At 56.3% G+C, this 20715-nt stretch carries 17 protein-coding genes and 1 pseudogene; 6 read left to right on the top strand and 12 right to left on the bottom strand.

Annotated features, from left to right (window positions below; all coding sequences use genetic code 11):
* Positions 1–178: 178 nt before the first annotated feature.
* From QJT82_RS40725 to QJT82_RS40690, 8 genes are all read right to left on the bottom strand, one after another.
* The gene (locus QJT82_RS40725) at positions 179–379 is read right to left on the bottom strand and encodes a hypothetical protein (protein ID WP_075968505.1); all 201 of its coding nucleotides are present in this window, start codon (positions 377–379) and stop codon (positions 179–181) included.
* A 314-nt stretch (positions 380–693) separates the two neighbouring features.
* Entirely contained in the window at positions 694–1449 is a 756-nt protein-coding gene (locus QJT82_RS40720) for a hypothetical protein (protein ID WP_253592504.1), read from the bottom strand.
* Positions 1446–2540 carry an alanine racemase gene (gene alr / locus QJT82_RS40715; RefSeq protein ID WP_063607118.1) on the bottom strand — a complete coding sequence of 365 codons (1095 nt, stop codon included), beginning with the start codon at positions 2538–2540 and terminating at the stop codon, positions 1446–1448. Before alr ends, QJT82_RS40720 begins: the two co-directional genes overlap by 4 nt.
* Positions 2541–2643: 103 nt before the next feature.
* Positions 2644–3708: an FAD-dependent oxidoreductase gene (locus QJT82_RS40710; RefSeq protein ID WP_016841047.1), complete on the bottom strand. Its 1065-nt coding sequence runs from the start codon at positions 3706–3708 to the stop codon at positions 2644–2646.
* Positions 3705–4046: a cupin domain-containing protein gene (locus QJT82_RS40705; protein ID WP_016841048.1), complete on the bottom strand. Its 342-nt coding sequence runs from the start codon at positions 4044–4046 to the stop codon at positions 3705–3707. The genes QJT82_RS40710 and QJT82_RS40705 overlap by 4 nt, the downstream gene beginning before the upstream one ends.
* Before the next feature lie 46 nt (positions 4047–4092).
* The gene (locus QJT82_RS40700; RefSeq protein ID WP_016841049.1) at positions 4093–5403 is read right to left on the bottom strand and encodes a SidA/IucD/PvdA family monooxygenase; all 1311 of its coding nucleotides are present in this window, start codon (positions 5401–5403) and stop codon (positions 4093–4095) included.
* Between the two features lie 24 nt (positions 5404–5427).
* Positions 5428–6642 (bottom strand): MFS transporter, encoded by a 1215-nt coding sequence (locus QJT82_RS40695; RefSeq protein WP_240536982.1) that lies wholly within the window; start codon positions 6640–6642, stop codon positions 5428–5430.
* Positions 6639–8297: a class I tRNA ligase family protein gene (locus QJT82_RS40690; RefSeq protein ID WP_077231022.1), complete on the bottom strand. Its 1659-nt coding sequence runs from the start codon at positions 8295–8297 to the stop codon at positions 6639–6641. Before QJT82_RS40690 ends, QJT82_RS40695 begins: the two co-directional genes overlap by 4 nt.
* A gap of 644 nt (positions 8298–8941) precedes the next feature.
* Between QJT82_RS40690 and QJT82_RS40685 the strand changes: the two are divergent.
* A pseudogene (locus tag QJT82_RS40685) lies at positions 8942–9578 on the top strand (ATP-binding protein); the annotation flags it as partial.
* A gap of 375 nt (positions 9579–9953) precedes the next feature.
* Here the strand turns inward: QJT82_RS40685 and QJT82_RS40680 are convergent.
* From QJT82_RS40680 to QJT82_RS40670, 3 genes are all read right to left on the bottom strand, one after another.
* Complete coding sequence (locus QJT82_RS40680; RefSeq protein WP_016841051.1) at positions 9954–10145, bottom strand: hypothetical protein; 192 nt, start codon at positions 10143–10145, stop codon at positions 9954–9956.
* Between the two features lie 1452 nt (positions 10146–11597).
* Complete coding sequence (locus QJT82_RS40675) at positions 11598–12278, bottom strand: YopT-type cysteine protease domain-containing protein (protein ID WP_245467057.1); 681 nt, start codon at positions 12276–12278, stop codon at positions 11598–11600.
* 1106 nt (positions 12279–13384) lie between these two features.
* Complete coding sequence (locus QJT82_RS40670; RefSeq protein WP_016842003.1) at positions 13385–13555, bottom strand: hypothetical protein; 171 nt, start codon at positions 13553–13555, stop codon at positions 13385–13387.
* 155 nt (positions 13556–13710) lie between these two features.
* Here QJT82_RS40670 and QJT82_RS40665 point away from each other — a divergent pair, with 155 nt between their 5' ends.
* A complete protein-coding gene (locus QJT82_RS40665; RefSeq protein WP_233475768.1) occupies positions 13711–13881 on the top strand; it encodes a hypothetical protein in 171 nt (56 codons plus the stop codon).
* A 1646-nt stretch (positions 13882–15527) separates the two neighbouring features.
* Here QJT82_RS40665 and QJT82_RS40660 read toward each other — a convergent pair.
* Positions 15528–15746, bottom strand: a complete 219-nt coding sequence (locus QJT82_RS40660; RefSeq protein ID WP_016842006.1) for a hypothetical protein — start codon at positions 15744–15746, stop codon at positions 15528–15530.
* Positions 15747–16592: 846 nt separating this feature from the next.
* Between QJT82_RS40660 and QJT82_RS40655 the strand changes: the two genes are divergently transcribed.
* The 4 genes from QJT82_RS40655 to QJT82_RS40640 are packed head-to-tail and all read left to right on the top strand — an operon-like array spanning position 16593 to position 20444.
* A complete protein-coding gene (locus QJT82_RS40655; RefSeq protein ID WP_028343551.1) occupies positions 16593–18062 on the top strand; it encodes a biotin carboxylase N-terminal domain-containing protein in 1470 nt (489 codons plus the stop codon).
* A 1-nt stretch (position 18063) separates the two neighbouring features.
* The gene (locus tag QJT82_RS40650; protein WP_162136695.1) at positions 18064–18567 is read left to right on the top strand and encodes a biotin/lipoyl-containing protein; all 504 of its coding nucleotides are present in this window, start codon (positions 18064–18066) and stop codon (positions 18565–18567) included.
* Positions 18527–20176: a carboxyl transferase domain-containing protein gene (locus QJT82_RS40645; RefSeq protein ID WP_233475765.1), complete on the top strand. Its 1650-nt coding sequence runs from the start codon at positions 18527–18529 to the stop codon at positions 20174–20176. The genes QJT82_RS40650 and QJT82_RS40645 overlap by 41 nt, the downstream gene beginning before the upstream one ends.
* Before the next feature lie 40 nt (positions 20177–20216).
* Positions 20217–20444 (top strand): hypothetical protein, encoded by a 228-nt coding sequence (locus QJT82_RS40640; protein WP_125459188.1) that lies wholly within the window; start codon positions 20217–20219, stop codon positions 20442–20444.
* The last annotated feature ends 271 nt before the right edge of the window (positions 20445–20715 follow it).

The following is a 20715-nucleotide window of genomic DNA, read 5'->3' as shown; positions in this document are numbered from 1 at the left end:
GCGCCTCTTCCTGGCCACCCTCATCGCAGCCATCAGCGACCGTTCACCGCTGCAATCGGCTTCTTAACGGACGACTAAAGAGGTTCAGTGCTCTCGGCGCGCCAATCGGTCCGAAAATCAAACGCCTAGAATTTACGACCGTTCGCATTTTACTTGCCGATCGCTCGTTGTTTGTAGATCAAGCTAACTTGTTCATCGAACGACTTAACGGCAACTTTCGCCGATGGTAGCCGTAGATCCGAACATCTTCGCGGATCTGCTCGCTGACCGAGCGCACGATACGTTTCTTCCGCCAGTTCCTGTTGAGATCGATCGGAATGGAATTGCCTCGAGGAACGACAAGAAGATCGTTCCGTTCGTTCAAGTAGACATCGTACATTGAAGTCCTCGCTCCAGGTCAACATAAGCCGAAGCCCCAGACCTTTGGTGACTTGGACGACACAGTCTCAAGAAAGCCGAACAGGGTGCTTTGCTCTCGGAACGCCTAGGCTGGCAGGGACGAATTCTGCTTCATCTAGGCAACAGGGACGAAGCTGAAAAACACTTCAGACTAGGCACCGTCTCGATCGGCGGGAGTCGGAGGCCTCGGCTTGGGTTGTTTTAAGCTCGTCGTTCCTAATGGTGCCGACCTATGCAACTAGCCGTGGCTTTCCGTGCTGCTTGCTTTCTAGTGATCCGGCTGGCGTCTATAACCTAATATCTGTTTCTGGGCTCAGTTGGCATTATCCTGCCCCTCATTTCGGGAGACCCCTTTTTGAAATGAAGGAAGTTACAGACATCATAACATTCTACGTCATTCAAGCGGAAGCCATACGACGATATGTGGTTCACCAGAAAGACCGGATCGAAAGCGAACGCCTTGAACCCGTTGGAACAATCTAATCGAACATAGTCATCCGTGCGCGCCACCCCCTTAACGGTGATGCCACAAAGGTCATAGTATTCATGGCGAGCCACCGTTGCCGTCTCGCTCGTCGAAAAGAGCGAGAAAGCTAGATCAAAAGGCGCTTTACAGACCAGCGACAGAAATTCCATCGGCGCATCCATCGTGCCAATGAAATTAAATGGCAGTATGCAGAGCACCTTTCCATCATATCGGCGCATTATCTCGTCGATTAACCGCGTTCTTTCGAAGAATTTTCTGGCTTCGCAGCGGATAACCGCTCCTCTCCGATTTTTTAACCGACGCATACGAGGTGGATTTATTTCAATGCCAAGATAATCATTGTCATCGTTCTTAATGCCGATAAGGCGGTAGCCACTACAACCTACTTCTATGATCAGCTTGTAGTGGGTCTTGCACAGGAGATCGAGGTAAAATAGTCTCTCACGACGATGAAATTGCCGCACCTCGGCAGTGAAGTAGCTCGGACGCATGAGACGTACGCCTTCATCGCCTAGGTAGATCGCTCGATTGACTTGCTGGGATCGGAGCGCGGAGGAGTTCACCGGTGCCTCATATCATCTCTTGCGGATGAGACGTAAAGCCTACGGCATCGTCGTCCCATCGCCGTAGTCAATTCGTCGCTCAGCATTTTCGCGGCTGATGCCATATCCCCGACCGTCTGCTCGGGGCAGATGAGGTCCACCACTGTACCGGGCGGCGTCCAACTCTCGGGCAGGTCGGTTACGTCAATGGTAATAAGGTCCATCGAAACGAAGCCGACGATAGGCGCACGACGACGATATATGAAGACATGCCCTCGATTACCCAGAGTACGCGGAAATCCATCTGCATAACCAATCGCGGCGGTCGCGACCCGCATCCGCTTCTTTACTGTGTAGGACCTGAAGTATCCGATCGCTTCCCCATGCTCGACTTTACGGCATTGAATAATTTGCGTTCGCAGATGAACAACTTGCATTGGCTTGAAATCGGGATCCTCGGACGTCGAGAAGCCGAAAATTCCTCCACCCGATCTTACGAGGTCAAAATGAAACTCACGTCCGGCGAACAATCCGGCCGAATTCGATAGGGAAAGATGCGCATTCGGGAATAAGTGGGAAAGTCTGCGAAACCGATTCAGTTGTTGGAGACAAATCTCGTCTCGCCACTCTGCACAGGCGAGCTGACTCATGAACAGCACGACAGGCAATTCAGATAATCCGCTTCTATTTTCGGCGATTGCGCGCAACTCATCAATGGAAAACCCCAATCGAGACAGGCCAGTGTCGACATGAATTCCTGCGGGCAGCGCGCGATTGCGAAGTCGGCAATGCCGAAGCCAGGCCTCCAATTGTTCCCTGCTGTTGAGGATCGGCAGCAAATTGTGCTGCTCGGCCGCCAGCTCCATGCCCGGCAAAGCGCCGTAGAGCATATAGATCCTTGCCGATGATGGCAGCACATCGCGCAGGGCGACGCCCTCCTCCACATCAGCGACGAAAAAATGCGCGCAGCCGAGGGAAGCCAGGAAGGGCGCTATACGTGTCGCGCCAAGACCGTAGGCATCAGCCTTGAGGACGGCGCCGCAAGCGCTGCGAGGCGCAAGCCCCTGGCACTTCCGATAGTTGGCTTCAATGGCGCTGAGATCAACAATCATGGTCGATCTCGACGTCTCGCGAACGGACTCTACAGGTTTATGATAGGGATAGGCTTCGAGACCAATCGGCATATGTCATCTCATCACGCCACGCCGACGACAATCAATGGTGAGAATACAGTGATCGAATTGCCTCTTCCGCGCACGCGGGCCCAAAACGAAACCCGTTACCTCCACCGCCGCCAACGACATACAGGCCGGCGACATCTTGAGCTGGGCGAGAGAACGGGACACCATCGTCAGAATAGCAGTCGCAAAACACACGCGCTGATGCGATCGCGGGAATGTCAGGAGAAAACCATTTTGTCAGGATTGCGTTGGCGCGTGCGAGATCATCCGAACTGACGTGCAGCCCGCCGGTGTCAGGTCTCACATCCCATTCGTGCGAGGTGAAACTGAACAACCAATACCCCTCTTCGATCATAGGGATCAGGAACGCATAGTCATCGAACAAGCCGACCATTGGACAGTTCGTTGTAGGGCGCGCCGCCAAGTGAAGCGCGACGACCTTTTTAACTCGCAATCGCGGCCCCTCCGCTAAATGCGCGCGCAACGGTGACTCTGGCAGCCATGGACCGATTGCCAGAACGGCCCGCCTCGCCGAGAGTTCGCTATCATCAGATGTCTGAAGACTAATATGGCTCGGTCTTTGCCGTATCCGTGCAATCGATGTGCGCTCCCGTATCGAAGTTCCGACAGCCTTGAGCCGTTGGGCCAGATCCCGAACAATGGAATTGACTGGGCAGTAAGACCCCCGATCCAGCGCCACGACCATATCGCCGGGAATCAAAAATTGCGGCAGCGATAAAAGCCTCTCCCTCAGCGCAAAAGAAGTCGATGGGGCGGTGCCGACCACACAGCTCATTCGCGTGAGTTCTTCCGGATCGCGCGTCAACCACAATACGTCGCAGTCTCGACCGCTGGGCCACCCATGGGGATAGATCTCTCGCCAAATCTTTGAACCACGATTGAGGAGGCTTCTTTCCTTTTCATTACGACCGATGTTGATTTGGATTCCCGGGGCAAACCCACTGGCACCAGACCCAACGGTCTCTCGATCGAAGATCACGATTCTATCCCGGGGCCGGCTATTCGCTGCAATGAAGGCGGCACTCAGGCCCATGACGCCCGCGCCCATGACCGCCAGGTCGTAAATGCTGTCGGTCATCGAGCTCCCTCCCAGGCGATAGACAAAGCGCCCAGAATTTCGCTGCCGCGATTCTCCAAATAATGGGTTCGATGGGGCTGCAGAAACACCAGATCGCCGGCCTTGATGGCCAATTCTCCATCGTCAGTTATCACACGACCTTGGCCGCTCGTGATGCGCCAGATCTCGCAGGAAGAATGGGAATGAGGCGTCGACACAGCGAACGGATCTAGCCGAAATTCGATGAGCTCGACGGGACAAGGGGTCCGGGATTCGCCGATTTCTTCAACGTGCTGCAAGACGACACCGGGGCTATAGATCGTCATGTCGCCCAGGGCCATCAACCGTGCATTCTTCATGGCAAACTCCGAAAGATCCAGTTGTCGTGGCAGACTTGTTCGCCGGTCAGCAGGCCCTCTCGAAGCCAACGCTACTCCACTCGATGACGCCGGTTCCCGGCGCGCAATCGTAGGCGACGCGGCCGATGATTGAATTGAGGATTTGCGAAGCGCGCCAAGGAACCAGGCTTAGATTTGTATCGGCAATGCCACGTTGAAGGCGTGCGCCATTCTGGACGTACAAACGGCACTTTTCGGGACCGTCAAAACGAGCCGAGAACTCCTTGTCGACTACGATTTCTTGAGAGCCACCCGGAGCATTCAAGACCTTGAGCCGACCTGCGATCGGCTCAAGAAACGATGGGATTTCGGTGCGGTAGCCTGTGGCTAAGACGACAATGTCTGCGACATGTTGTGAAGAAGTGCCTGTCTTCCGCTGACGCAAATCCAAGCGAAAGGGAGACATGCCCCGCAAGTCTTCGGCCGTGGTGTCCACGTATACCTTTACGTGCGCGGGGTAGGACTGTCTATGAACCTCGCGGTCGTACAGCGTATTGTAGATAGCGCGCAGCGTCGAGCAGTTCACGCCATCGCTCGCCAACGATTGTCGCTCAAGAGTTTGCTTCCGGGCGGCTTCACTCTGGTCAAAGAACCAGTCACCATGTTGCGGAAAGAACCATTCATTGACGAAAGGACTGTCTTCGAGCGCAAATATGCTTGCGCGGCGCGTCACCCAGGTCAGGGTTCCCAATGGACCGCATGCACCACTGAGGAGATGAAGGAATATCTCAGCCCCGCTTTGGCCGCCGCCTACGACCACGACACGCTTGCCGGAAAGCTCACGTCGCCGCAGGAGAAGGGTACTCCCGTGAAACACCTCGTTTGGCGGCGCATTCCTGCCCCACTCAGGAACAGACGGTACCCTGCCCACGCCAAGCACAATCGTACCGGTTTGGTACTTGCGGCAATTCGTTATGATATTAAAGGCCTCGCCGCGCAGTTCGACTGCGCTCACGTGCTCGCCGAATTGGATGTTCGCCAGCTTCGCCGCTGCCCAGCGCAAATAGTCCTCAAATTCACTACGAGTAACAGACGCCAGCCCCCGAACAATAGCTTGATAAAGTCGCTTCTTATCATGCAAGTAGGCGAGGAAACTGTATGCACTCGTCGGATCAGCCGGTGTGACCAAGTCCTTTAGCGGGCTGGTTTGCATGACGGCACCTGCCAAAAGCAGACCGGGATGCCACTTTACCTTCTCTGAGCTCTCAAGGACGTTCAACGAAATGTCCAGAATCGGAGCCGCAAGCGCTGCCAGACTCAGATTAGCCGGCCCCGCACCGATCGCGATGACGTTATAGCTGTCGGCGTGCTTCAGCATCCCATGATCCCTACAAGGAGCCAGTCAATGTTCTCGGCTGCCCGAGAAAACTTGAGTTGCAAGAAGGACTGCATTCGCGACGATAAGCACCATCATGGTTATAAGCAGATTATCGAAGCCGCCGGCCTTCACGATTTGCCCTGCGATGCATGGAAATCCGAATAGGCCAATGAAGTAGGAGAGCGTGAAGACTTGAGAGGCAATAGCCAACGACGTGCCTTCCGTGTCAGCAATGTACACGACCATACTGTTCAGGGTCGAATAGCTGAGACCGTATCCCAGCGCGAACATCATTGTTCCGATGATGTAGTTCGCCGTACTGCCTACATTCACGAAGAGGATGAATAGCCCTCCGATAGTGCATATGCTGAGAACCGCGGCTACGCGCTCAAGGCGAAACTTTCCAATTATCGGCGCCACAGCGAACCGCATGAAGACGGCTGTCAGCGTGAAAACAAGAAAGAATGTGTCGGCAGACTGCGATCGCGATGCAGCATAGAGCGTTTGGAATGTGAAAAGACCGGCGAAGACGCATGCCCCAAGGCCGATCATGATGATCGGATATCGCGTGTTCGATTTGAGGGCTTTTAGCACGCCTTCCACGTTGAGACGTACAGTTGGCAGTTTGGTCTGAGGAGCGTGCGCCAGCCCCCTACCGGCGAACTCCAAGAACGTCGCGCCAACGAGACATGCAGCCGCAAATAGGGCGTACACCGCAATGTAGGATCCCGCAGTCACCGCGACGGTGCGCGCGAGAGGAGAAGCAAGCCCGATACCCAGCATTTGAGACCCGGAAAGCAAGGTCAAATACTTGATACGGGCTTCAGCCCGCACGTGACCCAGGACTTGAAGCGGCGCCAGCATATAGAAGCCAGACCACCCAATGCCGAGAAGAAGTCCTCCGACGTACGCGAAGAGCGTTAAAGTTGACGCTAATGCGAAAGATATCATCGCGGCCGCCATCATCACTGCGGCCACGGTGATAGTTCGCATTAAGCCAAGTGAATCTGCGATCCGGCCGACCATTAGCGAACACAGTATCGTTGCGATCGTACCGGTCGAGATAACGGCTCCGGCGGTCGTGGCGCTTTGCTGAATGGACCGCAGGGCGTCCACGAGAAAGAAGCTCGAGCCATAGGATGCGGCCAAGCTAATACTACCAAGCATGAAAGGAATGGAGACTTCTAACGGCATTGCACTGGGCAGCTTCTCGGCAGGAACGATGTTCGCGACTGTCACGCTGCAATCCTTCCGGGAAGGCATCGTTCAATATCTGAAACCGCCAACCTGCGCCCATCGATCTTCGGTGCCGCTCCATTTCGGTGAGGTGAAGGCGTCGAAGCGCGTGCGGCAACGGGATGGCCGCTATGACCGAGCCAACGCCATAAAGCTTCTGTTATCTTGGGCATCAGCGGCCAAGCCAGTATGCAGAGCCCCATAAGCCAGGCGTAGGCGGTCTTATGGTTCGGCGAGCCATCAAGATGATCAACCCATTCGATAAGCGGCCGCGACGATTGCGATACCCGTAGACGGTCGAGCGAAAGCGCGGCGCACTGCTTTTCGTAGAGTCGATCCAACGTAACCATCATCGCACCATCAACGTGACATCCAGCGAGAGAAGGCATCGAGTTTAGGGACTCCGTGCAGCGATCGATTGCCGCAGATATCTTGTCGAGAACCGCGTTATAGCGATCGACCAAGCGCTCTGGTACCAAGTCGGTCTCGGTTTCTTCCGGGCAGATTTCCGACAGGTACACTCTGAGGACGTCGACCGATATATTTGGAATTCGAGCGATTTCGCCTGCCCAGATCACGTGGCCGCGACTCGTAGAGAACTTCGAACCGCTCAGCCGAATGAAGTGATTGAAAAAAATTCGATCAAATGGGCGGAACGAGTTCTGACCCAAAGCGCATCCCGTAACTCCGACAAGCATCGGGATTGTGTTATCGATACCGGTACCGCCAATGAGGAACGCATTGGACTCGCGCGCAAAAGGATTGGGCTTGTGGGTGCCCTCCGTGTCCTTGTAACCGCAATAGAGAGAATGAGCGTAGAGTAAGGAGGAGTAGCTAAACAATATCTGCTGGCTGTTGAAATGTCGTGAATTCCAAGCCAGCCCGTGTAGTCCCGGTACGGTCAGCCTCATTTGCTGCCCTTTACGTGCGACGTACCGTTTCCCTATCTCCAGAAAGCTGGATTCGATGGCCGTATCGTCCCACTCCCGTAGAAGTCGGTCCTTTCCCGAAATTGAAAGGAATGCTGAAACGTTTTCCAACCATTCGACAATCCGCCCGCGCCTGGATACTGGATTCAGCGCTTCCTCGGGCTCAAAATGATGTCCACACTGTTCGCAGAAGAAGCTCCCCGCAGATGCCAGGCAAACCGGACAGGTTGCACCAAACCAGCCTCCAATGCAGAAACGCTCTTCTGGCGTGGCAGTAGAACCTGCATCGTCCACTGGTAAGCGACCTGCGAGGAAACGAAGCGAGCCCGCTGCAGATAAGGCGCCCATCAGCGCGTTGCCGACCTTCGAAAAGCGCTGCAGATTGCCGCCATACGCTGGGTCATCGAAATGATCGAAAACGACACCGACGGAGGCGAGATCTTCAACAATTCTGATATGGAAGCCATGTGCCAAGGCTGACGGGTCAATGTTCTCAAGAGCCGCTCGGACCAGGACATGGTTCTCGAAACCGTCAGTCGTCAGTCCAGAACGGACATGATGCCCCGCCCTCTTCAGGTGCTTCTGTACAACATCCATTCTGAGATATGGCCCAGCGGCATGCCCCAGATGTGCTCTGCCATTGGCGGTCAAGTTGACGGGAGATATATACACATCAACGGGATGCGTATTCGCTACATTTATCCGCGAGATCGTTGGACTTTTTTTCATAGCTGCACAGTGACTTCTATGAACACATTTCTGGAAACATCCAAACAGGTGCCAGACATCGCCGCTAGGGCGCGAAAACGCATGCGGCTTAGGGGTTATGGACGCAGTCCGGCTGCGTATTTCAAACTGGGCTCCATACGTCGAAGACCTGCAGCGTACTGTTTGAGATTTTAGAGCAGACGACGCTGTTTCGCGGGATACTCGACGTATCGCTCTACCTCAGCTCGCAACATAGGTAACCTCCTGACCAACCGCTGCTTGGATGCGATCAGTTCTGACGCCGTGAACGAAGCAAACGGCGCGCCAACTGAAAATGCGTGCTTCTTGGGCTTGTCAGAGCCTCCCGTTCGTCAACTTTCCGACATTGGTCACGAATCTCACAAGTGGGCCGGTAAAGCCGGATGAGAGCGGTCGTAGGCAGATAAGTTTCATTTTTTGCGACCATTGCAGCCAGCTGGTGATGCCGACGACTTGGGGTGGCGACCAGTCCGGACATAGCTTGTTTCCGCGGATCAACGCGTCACAGCTAATCGCTCACCATTAAATTAACCTGGGGTACGCCTGCACAACGGGCCGAGGTGCCATCCTAAACATTCCGCGCAATCCCTGGTTTAGGCGGGGGCCTTGATCCGGGATCGATAGCGCTGAGGCGCATACATTCTGTTGCATATGCCGTGGTTGGTAGCGACCGAGAGGTCAGCGAGATCATTGGAACGGATGTGGATGTCACCGAACAATACGCGGCCAGGCAGCGGTTGGAAAACACTCTTGCAGCACTGCAGGAAAGCGAGCAGCGAGTTCGCTACTACGCCGAAACGGCCTCGGACTGGCTCGGGATACCGGGCCGGATCACCTGTGCACCCGTCTTTCGGAACACGCGAGCGCTGCAGGCCTCTGGGCGGCCGAGCTCATTGGCCTGGCTCGTTGGGACGTTGCGTGCGATGTCGAGGCAGAACCCCAGAAATGGCAGCAGCATCGAGCAACGTTAGCTGCACATCTTCCGTTTCGCGATCTGATCTATCCCGTCATTCGCTCATTCAGCCACAGTACAGAATACGTGCAGCTTAGTGTGGCTGATTGTGGCGTCGGAATCGCTGAGGATGATACGGACCGTGTCTTGGATCCCTTCTTCACCACTAAATCAAGCGGTCTGGAATGGGACTTTGGATCTGCCGTTCAATCATGGAGGCTCACGGAGGGCGTCTGTCATTTGCCCGCAAGTCGGAGCCGGCTGCGACGCTTCAATTCACTCTGCCGCTGCACAGGAAAGCCATGTCGTGATTGGACGTTCTGAGTCGCCGCACGACGACAGGAAGGCTGGGGCCCGTCAAACGGTCGTCTCGTCGTCGTGAACGATGGCTCAAGGCCGATCGCTCAAGAACCTCTTCAATCCGTGCGCCCGGGCGTCGCCAATTTCGGACGGCTCGCGAGATACGGCGGAGCAAGCTTCTGTTGTCAACAGTCTGGTTCCACCCGGCTGGCGGATTGAGCGGTTCTCGATTTCCAGACCGAGCTGCCGTCATTGACCAATCGGCCCGAGATTGAAGCGTTGGCGAAGAGGTTCCGATCCTTCCGGTCCACAGGCGTTCCCACGAATTGGTGGAACGAACAGCTTTGTCTCATAGCCGCCGAACCACCGATGCCGGGACAAGCAATCTATTCGCACGCGGCGAGTTCAACGATCGTCGCCGTGTCGAGGACCCTGCCGGCAAGGTCCTTGATCAAGATCTCGTTTCCAGATTCGGCGAGTTCATTTGCCTTGGCGAGAGCTTGCTTTGCGGAGGAAACGACGACCCGGATAGCACCGTTGCCGCTTTTCGAATAAACCTGATATCCAACGCCACCCATCGCGCCTCGCTGACGAAGATCTCTAACGTTCCTACAGATCCGCGCCTAGTGCAAACGAGCCACAGCCCACACCTTCCGAACGGAACGAGTGCCAGGCGCTGGTCTGTAAAGGATCACTGGATACACCGCTTAGCCGGCCGTTGTACGATTGAGAAGGCCCGTCGAAAGATGTTGATGCGTGCCTGGGTTGCCATCATCGCGAAACGCCCAGGGCGCAGCAAGCCGGTTCTGAGCGGCATCTCGCGAGGCCTCCCTTTCCGAACAAGCGCAGCGCCGCTAGCCGCTACTGACCCTGAGATGTTGTCCACCCCGTCGCCGAGAATGCTCGGAACGGAGCTTTGGCGACGATATATCTGGACCAATCAGCCGAGCTTGAAGCAGATCGATTTTCCCTCGACGGTACACTTGGCTTCTGACGAGGCTGGGACGCCGATCTGACGCTCAGTCTGTCTATTGGACTGCGGGGCAAAGCGACCGCCGCTCGATTTGCCGCTATCCTCCGCGACATCGTTCTGGCAAATCGACTCTTCTGAATGTTCCGCGCGTCAGCCTTTTCGGCCGGCCGCTGCAGGTCGCGCGCCTTCTCCCGGCAGCACTTAGCCGTTTAGGGAAGCCTCCTGCCGGTCGACCGCCGAGCGCTAAACCGAGTGATGGACGATAGAGTCCGACCTCGATGCGCCCCGCCAAGGGGCTGGGACAGCCACTGGTTGCTGCGCCTGCGAACAGAGGCAGATTGGTCACGCTTGGCAAATGGCCGCTATGGATAAGCAAGCAAGACAGTGCCAGCTGCATCCGGCACGGGTTAGAGAAGTCTCTGACTTTCGTCGATCGGCACCTGACACACGAGGCGGAGTGCCAGGCCATCTATGGTTTCTCAAAACGGAATGCGCCTTCACACCAGAGGCCACGGCGACCTGACGGTTGCTGCCGAAGACGTCCGCGGCTCCAGGTCGTAAAACTATCCGAATGCTTCACGGCGTGCCGGAGCACGAATTCTCGATGATGACGCTCGCCAGCCCCTTCACATGGACGTAATGAAACTGCAGATGATCTAGGGCGGGGTTCGTTCGCAATCTGGTGCTCAACACGCTCAGACAAATGCTGGCATGCAGCGCTGATGGACAATCCAGATCGCGGGTCAACCGCACCCGCGCCAGCATATGACGCTGTCGCAAAGCTCCTCACATTCCGCCCGCATTGCCGCTATCAACGCCCGCACGCAAAGAATGCACAAGTTCTCGCTCGACGAGATCGGCCCCTCATCAAGCGAACCTCTAACATCTCCACACCGTCAGCGTGGCTTCATCTCAGCACGTTGCCGTATGCTGAAGCGGCAGACTCGGAGCCCACATCCGGTTACCCCTAATCGCGACGTCCTGATTCTCAGGTCTCCATCGTTTCCGCGCCGGGAAAGACGGAGATCTCGGCAGAGTTGGTGAAAGCCCCGAACGCTCAGGCGACCCTTTGCGTGACAACGGTCGATATATCACGTTGGTTCGGGTTCCTGTAGCGCTCGGCAAGACTTTTGAACACCTCACCCATCTGATCTGAGCGAACAGTAAACTCCCCATAATTAGGATCAAAGAGGGTCGTCATTCCATTCGATGTCGACGTCGCGATTGAGTGTCTGCCACCTGCTGCGAAACGCAAGCTGAGCACGTACACCGATGGATCGGCCGTGATTTCGTTCACTATCTTGTTAATGCGCGAAGATGAGCCAAACCTATATCGTGTCTGTTCGTTGGATGGATGCAAACCCGCATCACTCAACATTTTGCCTCTTGCCTGAAAGTCATGAGAACCTCCTGCCCCAGCGTTTCGTAACTCAGTCTTGGCATCTTCATACTGCTTCTGCCGCACGGCCGCCGAGGCATGGTTTTGAGCACCCGGCTGCAGCGCACTCATTCGGGATGAGGGGCTACTATTGAGATCGAGCAGCCACTCCGCGGCCAACCCAAGGCAGATACCGTTAACATTGGCCTCAGGCAATTCAGCAGTCCTGTAATCGAACAGGGCACGGATCGGCCTTGCTGGAGAGGATGGATTGGAATCGGAGGACAGAGAGGATGTGCTGGAGTCGGAGGGCTCTGGACTGTAACCGTTTGCGTCTGGCCTGCTGCAGCAGCCCCCCATTTGGTCGAACGACTCACCATCTGACAGGCTCTCCTGTTGCGCGCATTCCGTAAGTGCTTGCGCAAAGCTGCCACTGTCCATCGACTGCCCCGATTGATCAGCCCGATTGGAAGCTATGGATTGTCCGCTCACTCGATTATACATGATGGCTCACCTGCCTCTTAAGCGCACGTTTCCTCAGAGCGAGTGCGGGATGCTCATGCTCTGCCTCTGAAGGATATTGCCGCAAGCTGACGGCGAGCTGTCGAGCCGACAAGCTTGGAATCGTTATCGTTCATGTCCCCTATTGGAGGCACACCGTTTTGATCGCCAGCTCTGTTCCGGGCGGGTGGCTGGGACTGCAGAGCACGTGGTTCCGCTTGAAGTGGTGCCCGCCCTCGATACGACTTCCGCTGTTGCTCGTACCCCTAGGTTCAACGCGCCTTTCCACAAGCACTGGCTTGAACACCCCCAAAAACTAATTCGAATCCCAACACGCCCACGATGAAAGTAGCTGCGGTGATGCATATGAGGCAAATCTTGCCGATTCAGTACACTTTAATGACCACCTGTGCGGCAGCAGGATTTCCGGCTGCCCCCCGGCACGTTGCAACTGGCAGAAAAGCCCGACATGTTCGGCAATCGCGCTGCCTTCCGGCGGCGCAGAACGACGTTTCTGCGCTAACCAAGCGCCCGCTTCTGCGCGGACATTGTTGATGCAACTCGTCATGCTGTCGCACTCATCCGTGCAAACAACATTGCCGCGTCGGACGGTCTTAGCCCAACAATGCCCACGAAGCTCGGCGGTGGCGTCGGGATGTCTCGATCAGTGGGTCTCCATAGATGCAGGCAATACCGGCTGTTATTCACATATTGCGAAAGAGGCGGATGCAATTGCATCACGCATTCCTCTTCATCCCAAAACAGGTCTTTTACGAAGCACATCTCTTCCCAGTTTGGACAACGCCGCGCCGTCGAGACAGCGACGTGCTCCCAGCTAGGACGAACTAATCCACTGATCTTGAGTTCACACCCGCAGGGACCCTGCACAAGAAACAGGCCGCAAGGGCCTGATCCAGGAACGCTGGCGAACTGGCCGTATTTTACCCGGCCAGCCTCAAGCTTCTCTATGATCTGCGCTCGCACGTCCCCTCCTTTGCCTCGCGGATCGCTTTGAAGTCGACGTAGATGACGTTGTCGGGCAACTGATCAATCGGCGCCAGCTCGGTCCTCACCCCGGCATTCCAAAACCACTCTTCAGCGAACCATCTGCTGAGAAATACGCTGATGTCCATCATCACTTGCTCTCCTAATTCTTGGTTTTCGAACGCTCACATCGTGTTTGAGGACACGACGGACACGCTCATCGCCCCCTTGATCGCAAGGCGCGCACGATCCGCTCGATACGAATCGGCCAGTTACACACCCATGGTTGACCCGACGGGCGGACCCGGTGGACGACTTCGTCACCACGTCGATCCTCGCGTGGGCCATCTTGCTCATCTATGCTGGCAGGCTTGGACTCTCATCGCCGAACAGCGCCGACCTGCAGGCAGATCAGCTCTTGAGCCTTAGCACGTCCAAACAAGTATTCATTGCCCTGCCCGTGCAGATCAGCTGGTGATGTGCTTGACCATATGAAATGGGTCGAGCCCGATCATGGCCCATCAACTCATCGACGATGGACCGATCGTCATCCCGGCGGCTCCATTTGATCGCATGTGATACCTGCTTGTAGATTCCATTATGGCGCGAAAACCGCGAGCGCTGCCGCCACTATGATTCGAAAGGGACGGCGCCTCGGTCCGCGCCGTCATGTGGGTCTTCGATAGCTCGCAGCACTCGCTTCTCGTGGTTTGAAACAGTGCCAATGCGTCATCTATGTGACCATGATCAGGCTGTAAGAGCGTAAACTCGAACTAGCTCGCATCGGAGCCGCAGCTGAGCCAACATGTCATTGAGTGAGCTGCCAACATCTCATCATTCTTCTTCCATCTCAGCAGCTCTTCGTCAGCTAGCGGTCAGGGAAGGAGGCTAGCTTGGCTTACTGCCTCAGACTCAATCGCGATCAACGGCGATCTTTCGGACCGCTTGTCGCCTGTGTCGCTGACGACGCACCTACTGGCGTTGGCTTTCAGACATCGGTGTCGCGAATTCGACTAAGGGCAGCTAGACCACGGCGCTGAACTCGACAAATCGCATTTTTCCTTTGTCAAAGCGGCGCCGGTACATCTCCGTTCGTGGCATGCTGATTGCAGCGGTCAAGAAAACGAAGCGAACAGGACGCGCCATAATCCACGATGGCCGTTTCGGCTGCCCGGAACGCTGCAGCGCTAAGCAGGCCGGCAATTCGCAGGGCTTTCGGCTGAGCGACGATACGAACGGAATTCTGACACTCAAGCCTTGAAGGAAGACCGCGAAACTCATGAGTGATACGAGACACCCAAACGCGCGCCCGCTTCCGTGGGCCAGCGCATCGTGGGATGAATGATGCACTGGCGCACACCAAAGCACCCCATGATCAAGCATTACGGCGCTGATTGCGGATCTTGGCCGACGCAAACGAAATGGAACCTGTGGCCACTGCTTGGGTTGTTCCTAAACGCGCTGCTCTGGGCCGGCATTTGCTGGATCGTCGCATCGCTCCTATGAGCGATACAGAATCGACGGCGATGTCTTGACAAATAGTGCGGCACACGAGCGCTTCTCGACCACTCGTATGCCGCGACTGTTCCGATCGAATCGTGCTGAGGATGAAGCAGGCGCACCACCGCCAGTCTGGCAGTGGCGATCTCTTTCTTTGACTTGGTTCAAGTCAACAACTGGCGGACTACCTAGACACGACATGCGGCTCTCTCGCGACGCAAACGAAACAGGCGGGGATAACAGGACAACGCCGCGAATCGGCGGACTGACATGACCCGCCAACATGCCGACTGACATCGACTACTACCCGCGCCCAGATGCGCAACTAAGGCCGGAAACGTGCTTTGTGACGCTTGCGCAAGGATGGCGACAGGGATCGCGTCGCCAGCCTCGCCAGCGCCCCGACCCCATCGCAACAGGAGCAGGCCGTCATACCACCATATTGCGCGCGGCCACCTCGTCCCTCTCCCCCGAGATCCATCGCCCCGCCGAACGGCGCGGCTCACCCCGTATACAGACTTGCAATAGACTTGGCCGCGCCGAGCGCACTGAGCGACCTTTGCTCCACAAAAGAAACTGCGAGCCGGAATGTGCGCGCGCGCTTTGCCGAAGCGCGGCCAGCCCTCACAACTCATAGTCGGACAACGCATCGTTCTCGTTTTGGCTCGCCTGCCAATCTTGGGCACGCAGAGCCAGCTTGTCGTATTCGATGGCAATCTTAAGAAGCCTATCTCTTAATTTGCCGTAAGCGAGTGCTTCCGCCTTCTTTCGCGTTGCTTCCGCACGGCCTCGCCAGTGATTGGGCTCGTAGAGTTTACTTTTTGGATTCATGGCGGTGAGCATGCAATTCTCAGATCAAAGAAATGCGACAACCGCGCTACGTACAATTACGTAACAGCGAGGCTCATCTCGTTAGCTACGCCACGGTACCATTCGCAGCCGCCGCACAGCAATACTGTGTGCACTGGTCCATCCGAACTCCCTCGCGCAGGCGTCGCTAAGACGGAATATGCACATTCCAAACATCTACAGGCGATTGGGCCCACAAAGGGGCTTGAATCGCTCGTTGCGTCAGATTGTACGATCCTAGACAAGTGAGGGCCACCTTCGACAATCTCGACGCTTCCTGACAGATAATGCGAACTGCGCGCCCGGGCCCATTTTCCGGTCGTCAGGTCATCTTGCGTTTGGCGCCAAATAACAACCACTGCACCACCGGCTTGAAAGGATATCATGAGTCAAAACCAACGACTCCGTTTGGCTTCGCTTCTCAATGCCAACTACCGCGCTATCGCTCTTGCTGTCGCAATGACAGCCGCAATCCCCGGACAGGTGAATGCGCGCGACCAAGCGCCGACCGCGGAGGAGAAGGAGGCTTGCATGGAGGACGTGTTCCGCCTGTGCAGCAGCCACATACCTGATCGTGCCGCCATTATGTCTTGTCTCCGATCAAAGCAAGCGAGCCTCAGCCAGCAGTGTCGCTACGTGATCTCCGTTCGAGATACTGGCAAGAAGAACAGTGACTCAAAGTGAGGGATCGCCGGCCGTGAGCGTGCCAGTTCACATTCAAAAATGGATCAAGCCTGTTCTTCCACCAAAGCAAGCGATCAAGCGCGGGCCGTCGAGAGTGGTACCAATCGGTCACAACTGACAGAAGCTCTGGCCCACAGTGCTTGTCCGGATAGGCGAATGCACAAATTACACTTCGATACGGTTCTAATCGCCAATAGGGGCGAGATAGCTGCACGAATCATCAAAACGCTGCGGAAGCTTGGACTCCGTTCTGCAATTGCCTACCACGAGGTAGACGCCCTGACCCCGGCCGTCTCCATGGCCGACTTGGCAATTCCGATCAGTGGCCGCACGCCGGTGGCGAGCTATTTGGACATTGCGCAGATCATAGCTGCCGCTCGCAAGGCGAACGCCGGGGCGCTGCATCCAGGATATGGATTGCTTTCCGAGAGTGCGGAGTTCGCCAGGGAGGTGATCAAGGCAGGCATTACCTTCATCGGGCCTGCTCCGGAAGCCATCGAACTCATGGGGGACAAGATCCGGGCCCGCAACTTCGTTCAGCGCAACGGCTTTCCAGTCCTTCCCTGCGCCATCGAAGAAGATGATCCGACGACATTCGTTTCGAGAGCGCAAGCTGTTGGATTTCCTTTGCTGGTTAAGCCGACGGGGGGCGGTGGGGGCAAGGGCATGCGAATTGTCCGCGACCCAAATGCATTGGAAGCAGCCATCGAGCAGGCGCGCAGTGAAGCGCGTTGCTACTTTGGAAATGGCCGACTTTATGTCGAACGATATCTCGAAATCCCGCGGCACATCGAAGTACAGGTGTTGGGTGACGCCTTCGGTAACCTAGTCCATCTCTTCGAGCGCGAGTGTTCAGTGCAGCGCCGCTTCCAGAAGATCATAGAAGAGACGCCCTCGCCCGCGTTATCACCACAATTGCGGACACGGATTTGCGAAGCCGCGGTCGGCATCGCCCGTGCGGCGCAATATCAAAATGCTGGAACGGTCGAGTTCATCCTCAGCGAAGGCGACTTCTACTTTCTCGAAATGAATACCCGCCTTCAAGTCGAGCATCCAGTGACCGAGATGGTCACTGGTGTCGACCTGATCGCCGAACAGGTTTATGCCGCAGCCGGCCGCGAACTTGCGCTTGCGCAATCCGATATTGCTTCGAACGGGCATGCGATCGAGCTCAGGCTGTACGCGGAGGCCCCCGAACGCGGATACGTTCCAACCACTGGCAAAGTACTTCTTCTCGAGTATCCGGACGGCGTACGGATCGACAGCGGCATCATGCGAGGTCAGCACATCACGGCGGCGTTCGATCCGATGCTTGCAAAGATTATCGTGCATGCCCCAAGCCGCATAGAGGCTGCTATGAAAGCCCATCGTGCGGTTCGAGAACTTGTTCTACTTGGGTGTGAGACCAATGCCAGCTTGCTCGCCCGGATCCTAGCTGACGAGGCATTTCTCGCCGGTCAGTTCCATACGGGATACCTTGAAGAAAACCCGCATCTTGCAACCGACAATTTTGCTACCGGATTGTCTGCGTTCCTGGCATCCGCCGCTCTCCTGACGAGACCGGTGCGTGCTTCCGCTGACGCCGTGCCCGAGCTTCACGCAGCATTTGGCAGCTGGAGAAATTGACGTGTATCACTCATTCGAGGTCGACCGCGTAGACCATAGGCTATGGCTTTCAACCAGCCAGCAGGGTTACCGGCTTCATTTGCGCGACCAAGTGATTGCCCCCGTCGCGTTCACGCATCACGGTGAGAGTAGTGGCATCCTGACCATTGCCGGGGAAAGCGAACCGGTCAGGTTTGCTATCGATGGCGACCTGATTCATCTGCATATACGCGGCAGAAGCCGCATTGTGCGCTACAATGACCCATTGCGAGCGCTCACTTCCGCGAATGACGAAACACGCCTGCTAATCGCCCGTGCGCCGATGCCTGGCGTAGTTGTTGCGACTACCGTTTCGCCTGGCCAATCAGTCTCGGCGGGAATGGCACTGATGATGATTGAGAGCATGAAGCTGCAGACGATCATACGCTCACCGCAGGACGGCATCGTCGATCGAATTCACGTCAAGGAAGGCGAAAGCTTCGAGCATGACGCTGAGCTGGTCACGCTCTCCGAAGAAGGGCGCTGAAATGCAGCGGATCGGTTCCGTAGCGGACGTTAACTCGCAAGCGTTTCGCCGCAACGATTGCCACAACAGACAGCTTGCGGCCGAATTGAAGGAACGGCAACGCGCTGCCCGCTTCCATCGGCCAGAACGGGATTTCGAGCGACTGCGTCGACAGAACAAACTGTTTGTTCGCGAACGGCTCGCAGCCTTGCTCGACCCGGAAACTCCGTTCCTAGAGCTTTCCACGCTGGCCGCCAACAAGGCGTATGATGGCGAGGTGCCCAGCGCCGCGCAGGTCGTCGGCATCGGCATTGTAGCGGGTCGGGAGGTGATTGTTCATGCCGACGATGCCAGCGTGAAAAGCGGTGCATGGTATCCGCTCTCAGTCAAGAAGATTGTGCGGGCCCTGGATATCGCCATCGAAAACCGTCTGCCGGTGGTTCATCTGTGCGACTGCGCGGGCGGGTTCCTGCCTTTGCAGGCAGAATTCTTTGCGGATCGCTACCACGCTGGTCGAATACTCCGGAATCAATCCATTCTCTCGAAGATGGGAGTGCCGCAGGTCGCCATCGTCATGGGCCACTGCACCGCGGCAGGGGCCTACGTCCCCGCGCTTAGTGAATACAACATTATGGTCGAAGGTACGGGGGCGATTTTTCTCGGCGGCCCCCCGGTCGTAAAGGCTGCCACCGGGGAACACGTGTCGGCCGAAGATTTGGGCGGCGCCCTCATGCATACCAACGTGTCGGGCACCAGTGATTACGTCGCAAGCTCTGAGATGCATGCAATTGCGATTGCCCGCGACGTCGTCGCTCGGTTCCGCCAACCGGCGAAAACTTGGATCGATCGAGTGGCTCCTGAGCCGCCCGCTTACAGTGCTTGCGAACTCTACGGTATCATTCCAAAGGATGCCCGAGCGCAGTTCGACATGCGAGAGATCATCGCTCGTCTGGTCGATGGCAGCCGATTTCATGAGTATCAGCCGCGTTATGGCACGTCACTTGTGTGTGGCTTTGCGCGGCTTCATGGATATCAAGTCGGGATCCTTGCCAACAATGGCGTGCTGTTCAGCGATAGCTCGCTGAAGGGTGCTCATTTCATCCAATTATGCGACAAGAATCGGACGCCCCTGCTCTTCCTGCAGAATGTCACGGGCTTCATGGTTGGCCGCGAATATGAGCGGCGTGGGATCACCAAGGACGGCGCTAAGCTGATCATGGCTGTGTCCGGAGCGTCCGTTCCAAAGTTTACGATTGTTTGCAATAGCTCGCACGGCGCGGGCACTTACGCTATGTCGGGACGCGCGTTTGATCCTCGATTTGTGTTCAGCTGGCCTAATTCTCAGATATCCGCGATGGGCGCTGAGCAGGCCGCAGGCGTTCTCACCCACGTCAAGGCACGACAGTTGGCTCGCGCGGGCGGACGCCTCTCCGAGCAGGAACTGGCAGCCATTCGAGAGCCAATTCTTGAAGAATATCACGAACGATCGAGCGCCTATTATGCGACCTCCGAAATCTGGGACGACGGCATCCTGGATCCTGTCGACACCAGAACCGCCCTCGCAATTGCATTGAGCGCTTCGCTCAATGCGCCGATCGATGCGCCGCAGTATGGCGTGTTCCGGCTGTAACGCAGGACCGAACACGAGATGCAGCTTGAGATAAACCACCTTGCGCAACCGTCAGCAGGTAGAGTTCGATGACAGCCAATCCGTGAAAGCAGTAGAGCATGGTGTACGTGACGTTCTGTGCACCTTCACCTGCAATCTGGCCGGCTACCTTCTGGTAGCCATAAGATCGGGCTTCGACCCCAAACAGGTAATGGAAGCCGGCTTCAACGCTCGACGACGCGGCGCGCGCAGGCCGAACGCTTCCGTGGACCGGATCGGAACACCGTGATCAAGAGACAGCCGCGGCAACCACCGGCGCGAGACATTTACGTTGGCGCTGGCGTCCACGCGCCTGCACTATTCTGATCGGCCGATGAGCTGTCCTGACAGCACCATAAGATGGAGAGCTTGACCCTCACGTAGCGTCAGGTTGTAGCCTCACCCAGGGGCCCGCGCCCAACCAACCGATACGCACGGGCCAATGAAGTATCAGCCGCCCAGGAGGCAGGCAGCTGCTTCGATGCACCAATGTCACGTCTCTTCAACGCCCCCCCGTTGAA

Source organism: Bradyrhizobium sp. Mp19 (assembly GCF_029952935.1).
Lineage (GTDB): Bacteria > Pseudomonadota > Alphaproteobacteria > Rhizobiales > Xanthobacteraceae > Bradyrhizobium > Bradyrhizobium elkanii.
The sequence above is the reverse complement of the archived record's forward strand: the minus strand, read 5'-3'. Positions and strand labels throughout refer to the sequence as shown.